The organism is Enterococcus sp. DIV0691, assembly GCF_051711145.1.
GTDB classification, from domain to species: Bacteria; Bacillota; Bacilli; order Lactobacillales; family Enterococcaceae; genus Enterococcus_B; species Enterococcus_B hirae.
Map to the genome: position 1 here is coordinate 2270682 of NZ_JBIOLY010000001.1, position 16819 is coordinate 2287500.

Consider the following 16819-nt stretch of genomic DNA (forward strand, 5'->3'; position numbering starts at 1 on the left):
TCAGGCTTATGATTCGCCTATTATAAATAATTAACTAAACAATAAGCAGTAGTGACAATGTTTGCTTATTCAGAACGTGACTGTTCAAAGAAATTTTTTAAATTTCTTACAGAAGGCTGATTTTTTCCTGCTTCCTTCATTTCATTTAGATTATTAGCCTTATTTGTAGACTGATTCATTCGCTCCTCTAGTGTTTGAATTTTTATTACAGGGTGACTATTAGCCGTTTGAGGTGATTTACTTGTTAGAGATTGATCCCTGATTTCCTTGGGAATTGGTGTTGGTTGAATACCAGCGGACTTCTCTTGATTTAGACTATCAGCCACATTTGTAGACTGATTCATTTGCTCCTCGAATGTTTGATTTTTTATTACAAGGGGCGTTTTGGTTTGTTTATCTGTTAGAGAGTGATTACTGATTCCGAGAGGTGTTAATGTTGGTTCAATACCTTCAGACTTTTCTTTAGGTTGCTCCTTTTTTCTCTCTGGTTCCTTTACTGAATTACTTATTAGAGATTGATTACTTGTTCCCTGGGGCATTGGAGTTGCTTCAACATCTATATTCAGTTCTTTAAGTTGCTTCATTTCCTGTCTATGTGAGTGTAATTCCTCGAAACTCTCAACTAATCTTTTAATTTTCCCTCGATTCTGTTGGTGTTCTGAGTCTTTATTAAGATACCCTGCCGTGTATTTAGGATTTAAATTTTTAGATACACCAGATGAATATACCAAGAAAGACAAAACAACCTGAGAACAACAATGCTCATCCTTGATTAGTAATTCTTCAATCTGTCGATTCACATCAGACACTAATAGGTTTTTCGGACTTACGTAAGTATTTATAAACTGCTTAATCTTATCGATTTCCTGTTGCCACCACTCCCTTTCGAATGGAGTCAGCACCTTATTAAGATTGTTAAAATATTTATTATTGTTACTCTCAACTTCTTTAGTCGTTACCATCTTAAGATCAACAGAAACTAAAGGAATTTGTTTGCTACACTCGTCAATGACACTTTTTAATTTGGGATATGTATGTATAAAATGTTGTATCTCTTTTTTTTGATTAAGGATATTTGAAAATTGCTCCTCTATACTAAGTCGATCATCTCTAAATTCGTACACCTCAATCACACTATATTTTATTTGTTTTTTAATTTCTTCTTTTTTATTATTTAAATCTTTTTGAAACGTCTCAATTACTTTATTGACTCTCACTTGTTTTGTATTTTTTTTATTTTTTATCTTCAATAAACTATTTTTAATCTTATTTATTACAACTTGGGATTCCCTTTGCCGCTTTTTTTCATCCATTGATAAACATTTTTCCGTCCAATTGATGACATCCGATTCAGTAAAATTAATATTTCGTGAACGAAGTGCTTCTTTAATTGATTGAAGGAGAGACTCAGCTTGTGAAAGGTCCTTGGTTTCCTTTAATAGTCCTTCTCCGTCATCCCCAAACCTTTTTTTTAAATCAGTTACATCACTTGAATTTCCCCATTCTCTACTCATTACAGAATAAATGACTGTTGATAAAGTCTCTCCCTCCTTTTTTTGCTGGAGTGCTTCTTCGATTTTTGGAAGTAGTTCTTTTTTTGTCTGATAATCTTGTAATAGATTTAATGCTTTTTCCCTATCCGAACGATTCGAACAATCAATTCCTTCTTCACTTAGTGTATGATTAATCGTTTCCAGTATTATAGGAAAAAGGTAATCTACTTTTTGTTTTTTTAAATCTTTTCTTACTTCCCCCACTATATCAAGACCTTTTATTTTATCAGTAGGGGCAAGTATTATAGTTTGTGCTTTTTCTCCCATTTCCATGCTTATTGCGGATATTCTTAAGATCACTTCTTTTTCATTCAAAATTTTGTTTGTTTGAATCTTATCCTCTTCATTTAAATAAGTGCTTAATTGATTATTGACTTGTTCAAAGTTTTTTTCCGTCCAGTTTGGGTAATTAACTTTTAACTGAAGCATAATCGTTGCGATCTGCTCGGGTTTTAATTGTTTGAGATAGTCATTGTTCTCCAGTTTATTATCAATTGATCGAAGTCCATTCATGTGTCGCTGATTTTCGATTTCACTCAGATCTTTTTTCATCATTTCCGATAAGGAACTATTTTTTTTTGCTTCTGTCTCCTTTAATTCTTCTTTAAATGCCTGAACTGTTTCAAATTTGTGCCATTGATTTTCACCAAAAACAAGTCTCCCTAAATAGGATAACTGTTTTTTCGACTCTGGAGAATTCAATAATCTATAGGATCTATCAAATCGGTCTATTTTTGCCCCACCATTCAATAAATCTTCTAATTTATCCCCTAAATCTGATCGATTTTCTTTTTTTAGTTTTTCGATGATACTTTTTTTATAAAATTCTAAACGGTCCGTTTCTTTGAAGGAAGTATTGACATGTTGTCTAACAGACTCTTTTACTAATGTGGACTGAGCCTCAACATAAATTTGTGTCATCAACTCAACTGTTCCTTGTTCTTCTCCTCTTAATATTTCATCATACTTTACAGCCAACTCTGGGGTTACTTCTTTAGCAATCAAATAAACGAGCTCTTGATCAAGAAGTCTTTTTTTTGTGATTATGGTACTTTCTTTTATATTTATTTTTTTAAAATATGGAATGCTATTACCAATAAACGGCGAATCACTATGATTTGTAGCTATAGAAATATATGTTTTTTTTTCAGCTTCTGATAAATTCTTTCTTTGGAGAAGTTTAGAAATTATTTTATCTTCTCTCAAAAAGTCAAAAAACCATTTATACTCATTATTCTTAGGAGATCTATTCATCGTTTCAAAAAATCCATCAATTACGATTTCTCTACATCCTTCTTCATAATCTAGCTCCATATTGACTAATTGTTGATATTTTACACTGCCCTCGTTTAATAGTTCAAATGTACGAGCTAAAATATCCTCTTTGACTTTAGCTGAGTCCATGCCATATTGTAATTCTATACATATCTCTTTAATTTGTTTCTCGATTACATCTGTCAATAATTCCATTTTATTAATCCTAATCAAAACTTTATGATGAAAAAATTTCTCACCATCCATAGATAAACTATTAGTTAAAGATTTTAATAAGTTTAGCTGTTCTGTCAGATTTCTAGTTGGAACCATTAGAAGATCAAAAAGATGAATCTGATTTATTACATTATCAGAATTTTGTTGAAAATAGAGACAAGATTCCACGATCTCTCTCGTTATTACTCTCTCTTGTTGCAGCATTATTATCAGCTCATCAAGAGTGTCAAATCTGTTAATTACCGTCCCCCCCCTTAATGTATCCAGTAATTGCTGATAGTCTGCAGTTATTTTGTAAGGGAATTTATTCAGCACTGCTTTCATTTGGTGGTATCCTTCACTTGTTTTGTCCGAAAACCGTTCCATTTCCATAAGAATTGTATTTTTTACCTTCTCTTGATTCATTTTTACCATCCTTTACATTTTTTTCGTTATGGCATCCGTGGCTTGTCTGTTTTGCTAGACATTCATATCTAGCCTAAATCATAAGAATTAAGGATTGTTACTTTTATGTACATTCAATCAAATCTTAAACTTCATTAGTATTTTTTACTCCAACTTGTTTCATAACCGCCTCCTTCAGGTTAACTTTTTTCTTACAACAGTGATTCTATCCATTGCATTCATCTTTATTACTGTCATTCACTACTAAAAAAAGGTTTCTTCTTTCAAAAAAAACAGTTATTTTATAACCCCTGCACACGATGATACAATGAACTGAAAGCTATTATATCAGTATTATGATTGTAAACAAACAAAAATATATATAAACATGCGTTATAAAAAAACGCTTAGAAACATTGGCTCTAAGCGCTAAAACTATGGATTGTCATAAAAAAACTTCTGAATATTTCTCGTTAAAAAATATAAGCGTTTGCAATTCTGTCGTCAAATCAATGTATTGAATATTCACATGCTTGGGTACGATCACTCGGTCAGGAGCAAAGTTTAAGATCGCTGATACGCCACCTTTCACGATTTCATCGATTGCTGACTGGGAGTGTTTACTTGGAACCGTTGAAATCGCAACTGTTACTTTTTCTTTTTTGACGATTTCGCCAAACTGTTCGATTGGATAAATGAATTGACCATCGATTTCTTGGTTGACGATTTTAGGGTCATTGTCAAATACACAGACGATATTCAAATTCTCATTTCTTCTAAAATTATTGTGCTTTAAAGCTTTCCCTAGATTTCCATACCCAACTAAGGCAATTCGTTTTTCCTCTTCCGTCTTTAAGATCCGATCAAATACTTCGATCAGATAAGGCACTTCATAACCATAGCCACTGCGCCCCAACTCCCCTAAATATGAAAAATCTCTACGGATCGACGCAGAAGGTACTTGGGTGATTTGACTAAATTCATTTGATTTAATCCGCTTCACACCTGAATCATTGAGCATTTTTAAATAACGTAAATATAAAGGTAGTCTTTTAGCTGTTGCTTTTGGTAAAACCGCTATTTTTTCTCCCATCTTCAAACTCCTTTGTTAATTTCTTCACATAGTCAGTTTATCATTTATCCTCTCCTAGAGCAACAGTAGGGAACATAAAAAAGAGTCTGGGATTGACCCCAGACTCTTAAATAAGTGTAAGAACAAATAAAAAGTAATGTTTTTAAAGTCTGTTTTATTAAACATAAAAAAACGGTTCAATCTACTTTCTTATTCTTGTCAAAGCTCCACGATAATTTCAAGACTCTTATAACAAATCAGCAAATTCTTCTACTTGTTCAGCTTCGGTAGCTGTATGGATCGTTTCCATTTTTAAACCAGAAAGAGCTCGTTCGATCATTTCTTCGATTGGTAAACGTTCTTCGTATTGATGAACTTTATCAAGGCGTGGTCGAGTCTTTGGTTGAGGTGGGGCAAAAATCGTACAGCAATCTTCAAATGGTTGGACTGAAAGCTCAAAGGTATCGATTTGTTCAGCTACTTCAATGATTTCTAATTTATCCATCGTAGCAACTGGACGAATGATAGGCGTATTCGTTACTTCATTGATAGCAACCATGCTTTGTAAGGTCTGGGAAGCTACTTGTCCTAAAGACTCCCCGTTAAGGATAATCAACCCATGGCGTAATCGGCGGATCTCATCCGTTAATCGCAGCATCATCCGTCGAGTAATCGTCATCCAGTACCCTTGCGGAATGTTTTTCTTGATTTCTTCTTGGATCTCAGTAAACGGTACCTCGATAAACTCAATTTTACCGACATAAGGAGTCAATTTTGCTGTTAAATCTTTTGCTTTTTGCAATGCCTGCTCACTCGTGTAAGGTGGACTAGCAAAGTGGACCGCTTCAATTTCGACACCACGCTTCATGGCAAAGTAACCAGCCACAGGTGAGTCGATTCCACCAGACAACATCAACATGCCTTTACCACTCGTTCCCACTGGCAATCCGCCTGCTCCTTTAATCGTTTCATAGGATAGGTAAGCAGCATCTCGACGGATTTCTACCCGTAGTGGAATATCTGGTTTACGCATTTGTGCTTCTATATCAGGGAAGATATCTACCACCGCATTTCCTAACGTTTGATTTAATTCATTACTTGTTAATTCAAAGTCGTGGTCACTACGTTTCGCAATAATTTTAAAGGTTTCTTTTCCTGTATAGACTTCTTTCATGATAGCTTGAACTGCATCTTTTAACTTTTGAACATCTTTTTCGATTCGAATACTTGGTGAGAAATTTTGGATACCGAAAATTTTAGCCAATTTAGGTATAACTAATGCACTATCAGCACCATTTAACAGTAGGTGCATCCGGTCACGATCAGCATGGATCTTGATTTCGGGAAAATCACTCAATGCTTGACGAACATTTTGAGCAAGTTGCATAATAAAACTTTTACGGTTTTTTCCTTTTGTTGACAGTTCACCATAGCGGACCATGATTTCACTATATTTCACAAAAACACTCCTTATTGATTAATTGATGGTTGAAAATTTCTTATATAATTGTTTAAAAATGATCATAAATTGTTCTACTTCTGCCATAGAATTACTTTCATCTAAACTAATGCGAACAGCTGACGTAGCTAAATCATCAGGCACATGCATGGCATGCAACGTGCTACTTGCAAGGTGTTTACGAGAAGAACAAGCACTAGTTGTAGAAATAAATATTTGTTTTTCTTCTAACGCATGAACAAGGACTTCTCCTCGAATCCCTTTGAGTGAAAAACATAAGATATGTGGTGCATAATCTTCTCCCTCTGAAAAAATAGTCACTTTTTCATAGGCTTTCAAAGCGTTGATCAATGCCTCTTTTAAATGTTTGGTGTGATCTGGCTTTTGAAGTTTTCGATCCAGTGCAATTCGTAAGGCTTTCGCCATTGCGACAATCGCAGGAACATTTTCTGTTCCACTTCGTTGATTTTTTTCTTGGCCACCGCCATTAAGAAGCGGTGCTAAACGTCGTCCCTTCTTCCAATAAATAAAACCTATACCACGTGGTCCATGAAATTTATGAGCTGAAAACGTCGCAAAATCAACTCTTTCGGTCAGCCATTCAGATAAAGAAACTTTTCCGATTGCTTGCACAGCATCCACATGAAAATGGATTTTAGGGTATTCTTTTAGCAACTCACTGATTTCTAAAATTGGTTGGATTGATCCAATTTCGTTATTGACTGCCATGATTGAAACCAATACCGTGTCTTTACGAATTAGTTTCTTCAATTCATCAACAATGACAAATCCTTGATTATTTACTGGCGCTATACTAACTTCTACCCCTAGAGATTTAAGTTGTTCAGCTGTTTCACTTACAGCAGGATGTTCTATCCCAGAGATGATCATGTGGTTTCCATATTCACGTTTTTCAATCATCGTCCCTTTAAGTACCCAATTATCGCCTTCTGTCCCACCAGAAGTAAAATAAATTTCATCTGGAGTAACAGTGATCAGCTCAGCAATTTGTTTTCTAGCTTGTTGTAACAAACGGTTTGCTTGATTGCCTAAATCATGCAAACTTGACGGATTCCCAATAATCCGCTGACTTGTCTTTATATAGGCATCTAAACTTTGCGGAAAGATTGGGGTTGTCGCACTATTATCAAAATATATCATAAGAAACCCCTCTTTTTTGAAATTCTTTACTATTATAACGGTTGTCCCAATTGCTTTCAAGAGGAGGTTGTTTTTTCAGAAAGTTTCGTGCAATTGAACACGAAAAAAAGACAACACTTGGTGGATTGACCAGTGTTGCCTTTTTAGTTAGTTTTATTAAACTAAATCAGGATTCTTAAAATAAAAATCTTCAATTCGCTTGAAAGCACCAGGTTCAACACGTTCGAGTGCTGTACCGATCTCGTCCAAAGCTTCTTGATAATGATGTTCCTTATTGAATAAGTAATAACTTTTATCAATTGCTTCTCTGATTTCTTCATGTGTGTGGCGATAACGATTTGCATACTGTAGCATTTGTTCTGTCAGTGCTGCAGCATCCACTAAATCATGCGTTTTCTTATCAAGTAAGTCTAAATCTTCTTCACATAACGTAACTAAGCGATTGACTTCTTCCATATTGACTCTGATTTTATTTAGCACGATACTTAGCTCTTCAATCCGATCAGTTGCCACAAAGAAAAATTCTAAATAATCATTTGGTAGACCAGGCAAACGTTGTTGTTCCACAAAACGTTTCAAATTACGCAATTTAAATTCGAAAGTATCGATTTTTTCTTGCGCTTCTTTTTCACCTTTTCTTAACTCGTGTAGTGAGTCATCGATTTCAACTTGTTGGTTTTCGATATCTTCTAAAACTTTGAATACTTTTTTATAGAAAGTCCGTACTTCAGAATATGGTAGCAAGTGTTGCTGGATTTGTGGTTTCATCTGTTCGTTTTGACGTTCGATTTCTTCCACTTCTGTTTGGAATCCGCGTACTCGACCAATTTCATTATGATTCAACGCATAACTTTGAGCAGTATGATCTAACTCAATCAATAATTGACGATTGTTTTTCGTGGCATGTTTGATGTATTGTTCAATGGTTGCTTGATTGGTTGTGACATAATTTTGGGCTTCCATTTCCCGCTCTAGAATGTCGTAGAGCGAATCAATCATACTAGCAGTTTCACGATTCTCAAATTCAACCGTTTCAACTTCTGTTTTTTCAAGATTTGCTAATGAACTTTCAATACGATGGCTTACTTTTTCAATCTCACCAACAAGATCTTCTTCTGGGAAAACATATTGTTCCTGCATCAATTTTTCATAAGTTTGCTGGATTTCTTCCAGTTGTTCTGGGAAAGTAGTGTTCAAATCTTCAAATAGCGGCGGAACTTTTTTCATCAAAGCTTCAACTTCATACGTATGTTTTTCTGCTTTATCCAAAACTTCTCGAGCTTCAACAGGATCACCTGAAGTATTCAATGCAACAAATTGCGTGAATTCATTTTCGATCATCTTGACTTGCTTTTGTAATTCAGGAAACGCAGGACCGTATTCTTGCTCATCTTCTCTGATTGTTTCTTTCAGTTCTTCATAGACATCCAAAGCTTGCTGAACCGCTAGTGAATTACGTTCTTCTGTTTCACGTAACTCTTTTAGTCCATCACGAATCTCAGAAACTTTCTTTTCCATTTGGTCCATGGTTTTTTCTGCTTCGATCACAGCTTTTTTACCTTTTAAAAATCGGAAACTCTCATTAAGATTTTCTACTTCAAAAATTTGACTTTCTAACTCAGCAAACGAGGAAGTGGATATGTCATTCCATTTTTGACTCCATTCACGAAAGGTATTTTGGCTTTGCCCCACCAGATGCATTTTTTTAACATCATCGACTTCTTCAATCACAGGCAAGTCGAATAATTCTTCCTTGCGCTTTTCCAAGGCGTCCAATCGATCTTGGTTTTTTTTCTTCATATAGTAACTAACCAAAAAGACGACTAGGGCGACTATAATGATTGCTATGACGATTCCGATGATAACATTATTTCCCATTTAAGGTACCTCCGTTTTCAATATGCATCTATTTTTTATGCTTAGTTAAATAATTTGTGTGCATAAAACAATAAATACGTCTTCCGTGCAAAAGACATCTATTGTAAATTATAACACACAATTTTTAAGCATTCACTAACTTCATCGAAAATCTTTTATTCCTACCTAGAAAATAGCATAACCAGTATGAAACGCCGGTTTATTTTGGTTTGTTTCGTCTATTCAAGACTGTTTCTTTCGAGTCGCTTGGGCGATTTGCCGTTGAATTTCTTTGGCGATCTTAGGTTCAGGGGCACACTGCTCTTCCCAGTTATCAGGTTTTAATACCTTATTCGTGACCGGATGATAATGTGGTTTACCATCTGGGAATAATTTCCCCATGTTTGCTTGGTGAACGATCTCAAATATCTTCGTAGGATCAACACCCAATAATGAAAAAGAACCATAAGTAAAATATAAAAGATCGGTTAAAGCATCGACTTGCTCGATCAAAGGTGCTTGTCCCCATTCTTTTTTAGTCAACATTTTTTGTTCTGCTTTCTCTAATGCTTCGTGAAGAGCTGTTACTCCTTCGTGTAATTGTTCCTGATCTCCCTGACAATTGGCCGCAATCAATTCGACTAATTCTTCGATTTTAAATTCTGCACGATAAATGGCTGCTTGTTTCGAAAATGCAGTCGGTACATCAGGTGAACGAGGGTCAAAAATTTTATGAAACTCCTCTACTTGTTGAAAGGGTGTTTTCTCAGACATCTTTTTCTACCTTCTTTTCTTACTTCTCTTAACATTTTTACTGAAGTCTAGTCTATCAACTATTTTAGTAAATCAAACCATAATGCTTCAGTCCTTGATAAATTCCGTCTTTTTCATTGTTATCCGTCACATAATCAGCAGCTTGCTTAACTTCTTTTTGAGCATTCCCCATAGCAACCCCGATTCCGACACCTTCCAACATCTCGATGTCGTTATAATGATCACCAAATGCCATGATCTCGGTCATTTCGATCCCCATGTCTTTGGCAAAGGCTGCAATTCCTGAAAGCTTTGAGCCACCTTTTGGAATGATATCAACGGTATACGCATTGGACCGTTGAAAGCTGCACTCCGGGAACCGCTCTTCTAATTTTTCTTGTTCTGATTCCTGACTCAATAAAATACATTGGTAAATTGGCTCATCAAGAATCTCCAGTGCTTCATATCGCTTTTTCTGCCGATGTGGGCTAAAAATTTGCAGTCCTTTTTTCATCAATCGAACGGGAAATTTTTTTGGTAATAAACTAACTAAACGTTTGATCAAAATCGACTGTCCTAATAGCATCGTGGTCGAACCAGCTAGTTGATCTCGTCCACCAAAAATGATCTGGCGATGGTTCTTATCAGCATATTCCACGATCTTACTTAAAACGACTTGATCAAATGGTTGATCTACAATCGTTCGTTCGGCAGTAAATACCAATTGTCCATTATAGACAACATACATATCTAATTCCAATTCATCAATCACTTCTTTGATTTTAACTGGACTCCGCCCAGTTGCTACACCACACAATATCCCATTTTTTCTAGCATAGCTAATCGCACGTTTAGTCGAAGCAAGTGCTTTTGAACGGTCGTTGACTAATGTGCCATCAATATCAAAAAAAATTGCTTTGATCATTCAACGCTCCCTCTCTAAAATAAATCCATTTGTTGTGGGTTTAAGCCTTCCGGTTTTATTTTTAATATTTTTTGTAAAGCTAACGCATTTTCTGCAGCATCTCCACCAGAATTGTTGTTAAAGATAATTCCGATTTCTTTCGTTTTTGAGCTAACAGAGTCAATAGCAGTTGCTAGTTCTCTCAGTTCCTGCTCAGAATAGCGATAAAGAGTTCTTTTTTTACGCCAATCTTTATCATTGGCCTGCCAACCTTGATCATTTCTTCCGTGAAACCTGAAAAGAGCAAAGTCTGGATTCGTGATGAATGGGTCAAAAGGAACTGTTGTGTTTAACAACTGTGGTTCATCAATTACTGCCAAAGAAAATTCTGCTCGAGTCATGAAGCTTCTCGTGCGCTCAACGAATTCCTCACTGTACCATGAAAAGTCCCGAAGTTCGATTGCTACCGGATAGCCAGCAAACCATTTTCGAAGCTTACGTAAGTATTGTACACTTTCCTTGGTGCATTTAAAGGAAGCTGGAAATTGGACTAAAAAACAAAAAAGCTTGTTCGCATCACTCATTGGTTTCATTACTTCCAGAAATTTAGCAATCATTTCTTCTTCTGTTTGATAATATTTTTCCCAGTCTCCTTGACCACTAATCCCTTGATACGCCTTAACAACAAAACGAAAATCATTTGGAACCTCTTGCACCCATTTTTCTACCGAAGTTCGTCTTGGGATTCCATAGTAAGCTGTATCAAGCTCCACTAATGGCAAATATCTAGCATACTCATAAAGTGTGTTATTCTTTTTTCCAGTCAATTTATCATGTTCTTTAAATGAGGTTAATCCGATTCGTATCATTTCAAGCCACCTTTGCTTTTCCATCCAAAAATCAACTATGTATAGTGAGATTTACTACTCATTGCTCAATGCCACGGATAGCAAAACTCTTTCATATAGTATACAATAAGCGTTAAAGCCTATGCAAAATTATATGTAAGGAAGTCCGAAAAAAAATGAAAAAAATTCTAATTTTACACACTGGCGGAACGATTGCCATGAGAGAAAATCTTTTAACTGGTGGAGTGAGTCCTGATGTTGTGAATCCTTTGCTAGATGCTGAAATTGAAATTCCAGAAGATGTTGATTTAGTAATAGAAGATATCTTTAATCTTCCTTCACCTCATATCATGCCTAAACATATGTTAATTTTAAAAAATCGGATTAATGAAGCCTATCATTTGGGGTTTGACGGTGTTGTAATCACTCATGGAACAGATACGTTAGAAGAAACCGCCTTTTTCTTAGACACGACGATTGGAGATAAACTGCCGATCGTACTAACTGGCGCTATGCGATCCAGCAACGAATTAGGGAGCGATGGGCTGTACAATTTCGAGAGTGCTATTCGAGTGGCTAGTTGTAAGGAAGCAAATGGAAAAGGTGTATTGGTCGTAATGAACGATGAGATCCACTCCGCGCGTTACGTGACCAAAACCCACACGACAAATGTTGCCACTTTTCGTACACCCACATTAGGTCCAATTGGTCTAGTAACAAAACATCGGATCTTATTTATGCAAGAATTACTAGAAACTACACGCTTAGATATCACTTCAGTCAATGGTACGATCCCAATCGTTAAGGCTTATGCAGGGATGCAAGGTGACCTATTAGAAGCTATCGCCCATACCAAAGTAGATGGCCTAGTAATCGAAGCTTTAGGAGCTGGCAATTTACCACCCCAAGCTGTAACAGCTTTGAAAAAATTATTAGTACAAAAAATCCCAGTGGTCTTAGTTTCCCGGTGTTTTAATGGGATAGCAGAACCTGTTTATGACTACGAGGGTGGCGGAAAAGAATTAGCAAACATGGGGATTATTTTTTGTAATAGCATCAATAGCCAAAAAGCTCGCATCAAACTACTGATTGCCTTGAACCACGGGTTAAAAGATCAATCATTGATTTCGTTTATTACTCAATAAGTTATAGCTAAATCACATACGAAAATTCCTGACATTAAAATTCCGTTCTAAAAAAATCCAGAGTTCGTTTAGCAATTGAACCAATTTTGCGCATTCTTTTTTCAATCATGGAAGGTTATCGATCCTTACCTATTACTGGATATCCAAAAGTCTTATTTCCATGTTAGAATGTCCAAAAGTATGAACACCTAAAGAATTCTTTATTATTCAGCACTTCGGCAATCAATCAAAAAAGAGGTTGAGACAAAAGTGTTCAGCATCAAGAAATAAGAAGGAATTTCCGAAAATTGCTTCTCAAATTTTTGGTAAATTTCGGCTTATTTCCGAAGATGCTACTTTTGTCTCACCGTTTATTCGTTTTTAGAGATACTAGAAGAGACTGAGACAACTTTTGTCTCAGTCCCTTTTTTCCCTTGTTGTTCCTGCTTATTTCCCAGAGCTAGACACTTCTGCGACAACCTCTTTCCGATTGGAACATCGTTTGCTATTAGCAGTTTATTTATTTTTCCAAGTGATATTTGCTTCACAATAGAGTTGTTCTTGCATTCTGATTTCATGTCTTGTTTTCACACCATGTTCCATCTCTACTTGTTCATAATGACTTTCAATTTCATTTCCATATTCCACTTCTTTGTCAAAACGGATCAAAACTTTTTCTGGTACATGTGTCGTCAAGAAATCATAGCCTAAGACATCAATAATCCAGTTGAAATACATGGCATTGTTCACATGTTGGTTACTATCGATATCATAGAAACGCACGCGATAAGGTAACATCATGCCCGATTCGATCTTTTCTATTTTTTCTTGCCGTTTGATTTTTTTGATTTTTTCGCTTTCAAACGGCGCAATAATTTCCTCATTGACACTACTCATTTTCCGATTCACAAAATCCATTAATACAAAAACTGATTCTATTTTCACCAGTTCTGTGCCTTCTTCATCATGAATCCAAAAATTACGATAACAAAAGAATTTATTGTACTCCATGGCTTGTGTTGTTATAGAAATCGTCTCTCCTACTTTTGGCAAACGAGTGATTGTCATTGAATAATTGGTAATGACCCAAGTCAGTCCAAAACTATTGACAAATTTACTACCACGATCAAGCGCATCACTTTGATCTTCCGATGTCTTGATCACGATTCCTAACATTGATGGAAATGTCATGGTCTGATTAATGTCACATTCATAATATGAAACTTCATGTTTTTTTGTATATCTCTTTGCCAAAAAAACACCCTCCTCTTATCTTTTCGCTAATAATTGATCCACTTGTGAACCATAACTTTCCCCAAACATATTTAGATGGGCTAACAAATAATATAACTGGTAAATCGGCAATCGCTTTTCCCAATTTTTTTCCAAAGGATAGACCATTTGATAACTTTGTAAAAACTCTGGACGAAACCCACCAAACAGCTGGCTCATAGCTATGTCCTGCTCACGATCACCGTAAGAAACGGCTGGATCAACGAAGACTGGTTCTCCTTGCTGATCAAAGAACACATTACCACTCCACAAGTCGCCATGCAAGAGGCTAGGGACAATCTTTTTATCACTAAAGTTTTCTAACACGTATTGCTTAAAAGAAATAAATGTTTCTTGGCGGTTTTGATTCCAATGGTTGTTTTTTTTTGCCAAAGCAATTTGACTTTCTAGACGATTTTTGAAGAAGAAAAGCCACCAATCTTCTTCCACGTGATTGAATTGCGAAACGGTCCCTAAATAGTTATCCTTTCGATACCCAAATTGAGGAGCGGTTACCTTGTGCAATTTCGCCAAAGAAACGGCTAGATCTTTTTGATCTCCTTTGCCAGGTTCGATCCATTCCATCAAAAGATAGGCACCATCTTTTTGTTCACCCAGCATGTAAGTTTCAGGTACTCGAACGTAGGGAGCTAGTTCTTTTAACCCATCCACTTCCGCTTCAAAAAAAGACTTTCCAATATTAGGATGAAGCTTTAAGAAATATGATTTATTTTGCTCTTCAATTCGATACGTTTGATTAACGTCCCCACCAGTGATAGGTATCACTTTGCCTTCTAATTGGATTTCTGCTAACACCGACTGAATATTCATCTCTACTCCTCCTCACATGCTTTTCCAACCTATTTGTTAGCTATCATTATATCACAGAGAATCTAAAACAAAGAAAATGAGTCTAGTAACTCTTTGTTCAACAGTAAAAGCCCATTGCTCATATTTATAGACAAAAAAAGAGAGGCTTCTTTCAAAATTAGCAACCCTACTAATTTCGAAGACTAACCTCGTCTTTCTTTCAATCCCTCATTTACTTTCTTTTTCAGTAATCTGAGACACCAATTCGTCTATTTTCTTCATACTTTGAGTAGAATCAGTTTTTTAAGCCAATGCGCCCATTGGATCCCAAGGAGCTAAAACGATTGGTTCTTCATTGAAGGCTTGGAGTTGCTCTTTCGACAACAAATCTTTGCGAACAACGATTTGATACGTGTATTCGTTCATCCAATCGTCACTCATTACAAAAAATCCTTTATTGCCAACTTTTTCTCCCCAGCTATTTTCGACTTTCCATTTCGTTGATTTCCCATCAACAAGATCGACTCCCGTCAATACCATCGCGTGGGTCATTAAGCTTTCACCATAATCTAAACGTTGTGCTTTAGTCATCGTAAAATCTACATCGAATAAGTCATCCATGTCGTAAACATCCAGTGCCATGACCCCACTATCTCTAGTTGAAGATTGTCCAACATCACAACCAAACCAAACGGACTCTCCTTGTTCCAGTTGGGCAATAGCCAACTGTTTAAACGTTGACATATCTACGTTCAAGTAACGAACTTCTTTCCCGCCAACCACATTACCTAACATTTCTACAGTGTAAGAACGATCAAAAGGTTTGTCTTTTGTCGGTGCATTGATGATGCTAACGTAATCATCTAGTTTTACACCAATATATTTATCATAAAAGAGTTGAGGTGTAAGCTGTTGGTCAATATGATAATTGTTTTCTTCGTCACGGTATTCAAAATCAAATTCTTTTGGTGGTGTTCCTAAGGAGATGGCTAAAAATTGATAGATTCCTTCTAGCATTTCCTCTTTTTTTGCTTGAATCGCTTCAGCAGTTTCACCACCGGCAATCATTTCACGTAAGACCGTCGCATCTTTACGCAACAATTTATTCAAGTAATTATTTAAATCTCGTGAATTTGAACTATTTGCACTTTCTGGCATAACAGATTTAGGAACTACACCATATTTCTGGAAGAGGGAAACAATCATATCCCATTGTCCGCCATCTTGTTGTGGGGTTGTTAATAAAAAGGCTACTTTTCGGCTATCTAAGGCATCATTCCCTGTTGCGATAATATTTTCATAAAAATAATTAGCTTTTTCATATTTGTCCCAGAAAAACGTATAGTTTTGTGATAATTCAAATTCTTTCAAATGGAATTGATTGAGCAATTTATGTCGGAAAGTATTTAATGCTGCAAACATCCAGCAACGACCAGATTGTTTCTGATTTGAAACCTTTCCCGTTGTTAAATCAATTGAAAAAACCGGTGTATTAGAGACATGGGCAGCCACATTTTCAGCAGAAGCGGTGATCCCATTTTTTACTACCGCTCTTTGTAGAGCTTGTTGCTTGTTGTTTTCTTCAAAACCTTTTGCAAATTTTTTCGTCATTTCAGGTGTAATAGCTTTCATCCAATCATCCTTCCAATCAAAAATATATCTTTAATTCTACCCTTAAGTGGTTTGAAATACAACGACTCACTTTTAATCGTTACAACAAATCGACTGAATCCCCCTCACGACAACCCTTTTTTGTTATTCTCAAAAGTTTTTGAGAATAACAAAAAAACCACAGCCTCTAAGCTGTGGTTGAAGTACTCCGGCAGTAGGACTCGAACCTACGACATCATGATTAACAGTCATGCGCTACTACCAACTGAGCTATGCCGGAATCAAGTACATGTATATAATATCAATTTATCTTAAATAACGCAATACTTTTTTACATATTTTTTTGTTTTTTCACAAAAATCACTGCCCAAATTTTGTTATTTATACAATTTAGAATGATCATCCTATGAAACCAAATTTTTTTTGTTTTAGATATTGACAAAATTGATTATTTTCGTTATTCTATTACTTGTATTAAGAAATCATGCCGCTTTAGCTCAGTTGGTAGAGCGCTTCCATG

The 16819-nt window shown here is 35.8% G+C and carries 12 protein-coding genes and 2 tRNA genes (1 of these 14 running past the window's edge); 2 read left to right on the top strand and 12 right to left on the bottom strand.

The window, feature by feature from the left end:
* Positions 1-65 precede the first annotated feature (65 nt).
* The 8 genes from IGJ11_RS10450 to IGJ11_RS10485 all read right to left on the bottom strand — a co-directional run bounded on the left by IGJ11_RS10450 (position 66) and on the right by IGJ11_RS10485 (position 11503).
* Positions 66-3449 (bottom strand): hypothetical protein, encoded by a 3384-nt coding sequence (locus IGJ11_RS10450; RefSeq protein ID WP_207431745.1) that lies wholly within the window; start codon positions 3447-3449, stop codon positions 66-68.
* Positions 3450-3873: 424 nt separating this feature from the next.
* Positions 3874-4521, bottom strand: a complete 648-nt coding sequence (locus tag IGJ11_RS10455; RefSeq protein WP_010718730.1) for a redox-sensing transcriptional repressor Rex — start codon at positions 4519-4521, stop codon at positions 3874-3876.
* Positions 4522-4747: 226 nt separating this feature from the next.
* Positions 4748-5959: a tRNA uracil 4-sulfurtransferase ThiI gene (gene thiI / locus IGJ11_RS10460; protein ID WP_010718731.1), complete on the bottom strand. Its 1212-nt coding sequence runs from the start codon at positions 5957-5959 to the stop codon at positions 4748-4750.
* Between the two features lie 18 nt (positions 5960-5977).
* On the bottom strand, positions 5978-7120 hold the full coding sequence (locus tag IGJ11_RS10465) for a cysteine desulfurase family protein (RefSeq protein WP_010738070.1): 1143 nt from the start codon (positions 7118-7120) through the stop codon (positions 5978-5980).
* Between the two features lie 156 nt (positions 7121-7276).
* On the bottom strand, positions 7277-8998 hold the full coding sequence (locus tag IGJ11_RS10470; RefSeq protein WP_010718733.1) for a septation ring formation regulator EzrA: 1722 nt from the start codon (positions 8996-8998) through the stop codon (positions 7277-7279).
* 222 nt (positions 8999-9220) lie between these two features.
* A complete protein-coding gene (locus IGJ11_RS10475) occupies positions 9221-9751 on the bottom strand; it encodes a haloacid dehalogenase (RefSeq protein WP_034698938.1) in 531 nt (176 codons plus the stop codon).
* 64 nt (positions 9752-9815) lie between these two features.
* Positions 9816-10655: a Cof-type HAD-IIB family hydrolase gene (locus IGJ11_RS10480; RefSeq protein ID WP_251850082.1), complete on the bottom strand. Its 840-nt coding sequence runs from the start codon at positions 10653-10655 to the stop codon at positions 9816-9818.
* Positions 10656-10669: 14 nt separating this feature from the next.
* Positions 10670-11503, bottom strand: a complete 834-nt coding sequence (locus IGJ11_RS10485) for a DUF72 domain-containing protein (protein ID WP_207431747.1) — start codon at positions 11501-11503, stop codon at positions 10670-10672.
* Between the two features lie 155 nt (positions 11504-11658).
* Between IGJ11_RS10485 and IGJ11_RS10490 the strand changes: the two genes are divergently transcribed.
* Positions 11659-12627, top strand: coding sequence for an asparaginase (locus IGJ11_RS10490; RefSeq protein ID WP_010718737.1), 969 nt, complete (start codon positions 11659-11661; stop codon positions 12625-12627).
* Between the two features lie 495 nt (positions 12628-13122).
* Here the strand turns inward: IGJ11_RS10490 and IGJ11_RS10495 are convergent, their stop codons facing one another.
* The 4 genes from IGJ11_RS10495 to IGJ11_RS10510 form a co-directional block, all read right to left on the bottom strand.
* Positions 13123-13860, bottom strand: coding sequence for an acyl-ACP thioesterase domain-containing protein (locus tag IGJ11_RS10495; RefSeq protein ID WP_128427371.1), 738 nt, complete (start codon positions 13858-13860; stop codon positions 13123-13125).
* Between the two features lie 15 nt (positions 13861-13875).
* Positions 13876-14709 carry a fructosamine kinase family protein gene (locus tag IGJ11_RS10500; RefSeq protein WP_207431748.1) on the bottom strand — a complete coding sequence of 278 codons (834 nt, stop codon included), beginning with the start codon at positions 14707-14709 and terminating at the stop codon, positions 13876-13878.
* 282 nt (positions 14710-14991) lie between these two features.
* The gene (locus tag IGJ11_RS10505) at positions 14992-16320 is read right to left on the bottom strand and encodes an aminopeptidase C (RefSeq protein ID WP_053765753.1); all 1329 of its coding nucleotides are present in this window, start codon (positions 16318-16320) and stop codon (positions 14992-14994) included.
* Between the two features lie 185 nt (positions 16321-16505).
* A tRNA-Asn gene (locus IGJ11_RS10510) sits at positions 16506-16579 on the bottom strand.
* 206 nt (positions 16580-16785) lie between these two features.
* Between IGJ11_RS10510 and IGJ11_RS10515 the strand changes: the two genes are divergently transcribed.
* Positions 16786-16819 (top strand) — tRNA-Thr (locus IGJ11_RS10515); it runs 39 nt beyond the window's last position.

Excerpts from the sequence above, each read along its gene's own strand:
- IGJ11_RS10475 (WP_034698938.1), bottom strand. The coding sequence starts at position 9,751 with ATGTCTGAGAAAACACCCTTTCAACAAGTAGAGGAGTTTCATAAAATT.
- IGJ11_RS10455 (WP_010718730.1), bottom strand. The coding sequence starts at position 4,521 with ATGGGAGAAAAAATAGCGGTTTTACCAAAAGCAACAGCTAAAAGACTA.
- IGJ11_RS10485 (WP_207431747.1), bottom strand. The coding sequence starts at position 11,503 with ATGATACGAATCGGATTAACCTCATTTAAAGAACATGATAAATTGACT.
- IGJ11_RS10490 (WP_010718737.1), top strand. The coding sequence starts at position 11,659 with ATGAAAAAAATTCTAATTTTACACACTGGCGGAACGATTGCCATGAGA.
- IGJ11_RS10450 (WP_207431745.1), bottom strand. The coding sequence starts at position 3,449 with ATGAATCAAGAGAAGGTAAAAAATACAATTCTTATGGAAATGGAACGG.
- IGJ11_RS10505 (WP_053765753.1), bottom strand. The coding sequence starts at position 16,320 with ATGAAAGCTATTACACCTGAAATGACGAAAAAATTTGCAAAAGGTTTT.
- IGJ11_RS10465 (WP_010738070.1), bottom strand. The coding sequence starts at position 7,120 with ATGATATATTTTGATAATAGTGCGACAACCCCAATCTTTCCGCAAAGT.
- IGJ11_RS10500 (WP_207431748.1), bottom strand. The coding sequence starts at position 14,709 with ATGAATATTCAGTCGGTGTTAGCAGAAATCCAATTAGAAGGCAAAGTG.
- IGJ11_RS10470 (WP_010718733.1), bottom strand. The coding sequence starts at position 8,998 with ATGGGAAATAATGTTATCATCGGAATCGTCATAGCAATCATTATAGTC.
- IGJ11_RS10480 (WP_251850082.1), bottom strand. The coding sequence starts at position 10,655 with ATGATCAAAGCAATTTTTTTTGATATTGATGGCACATTAGTCAACGAC.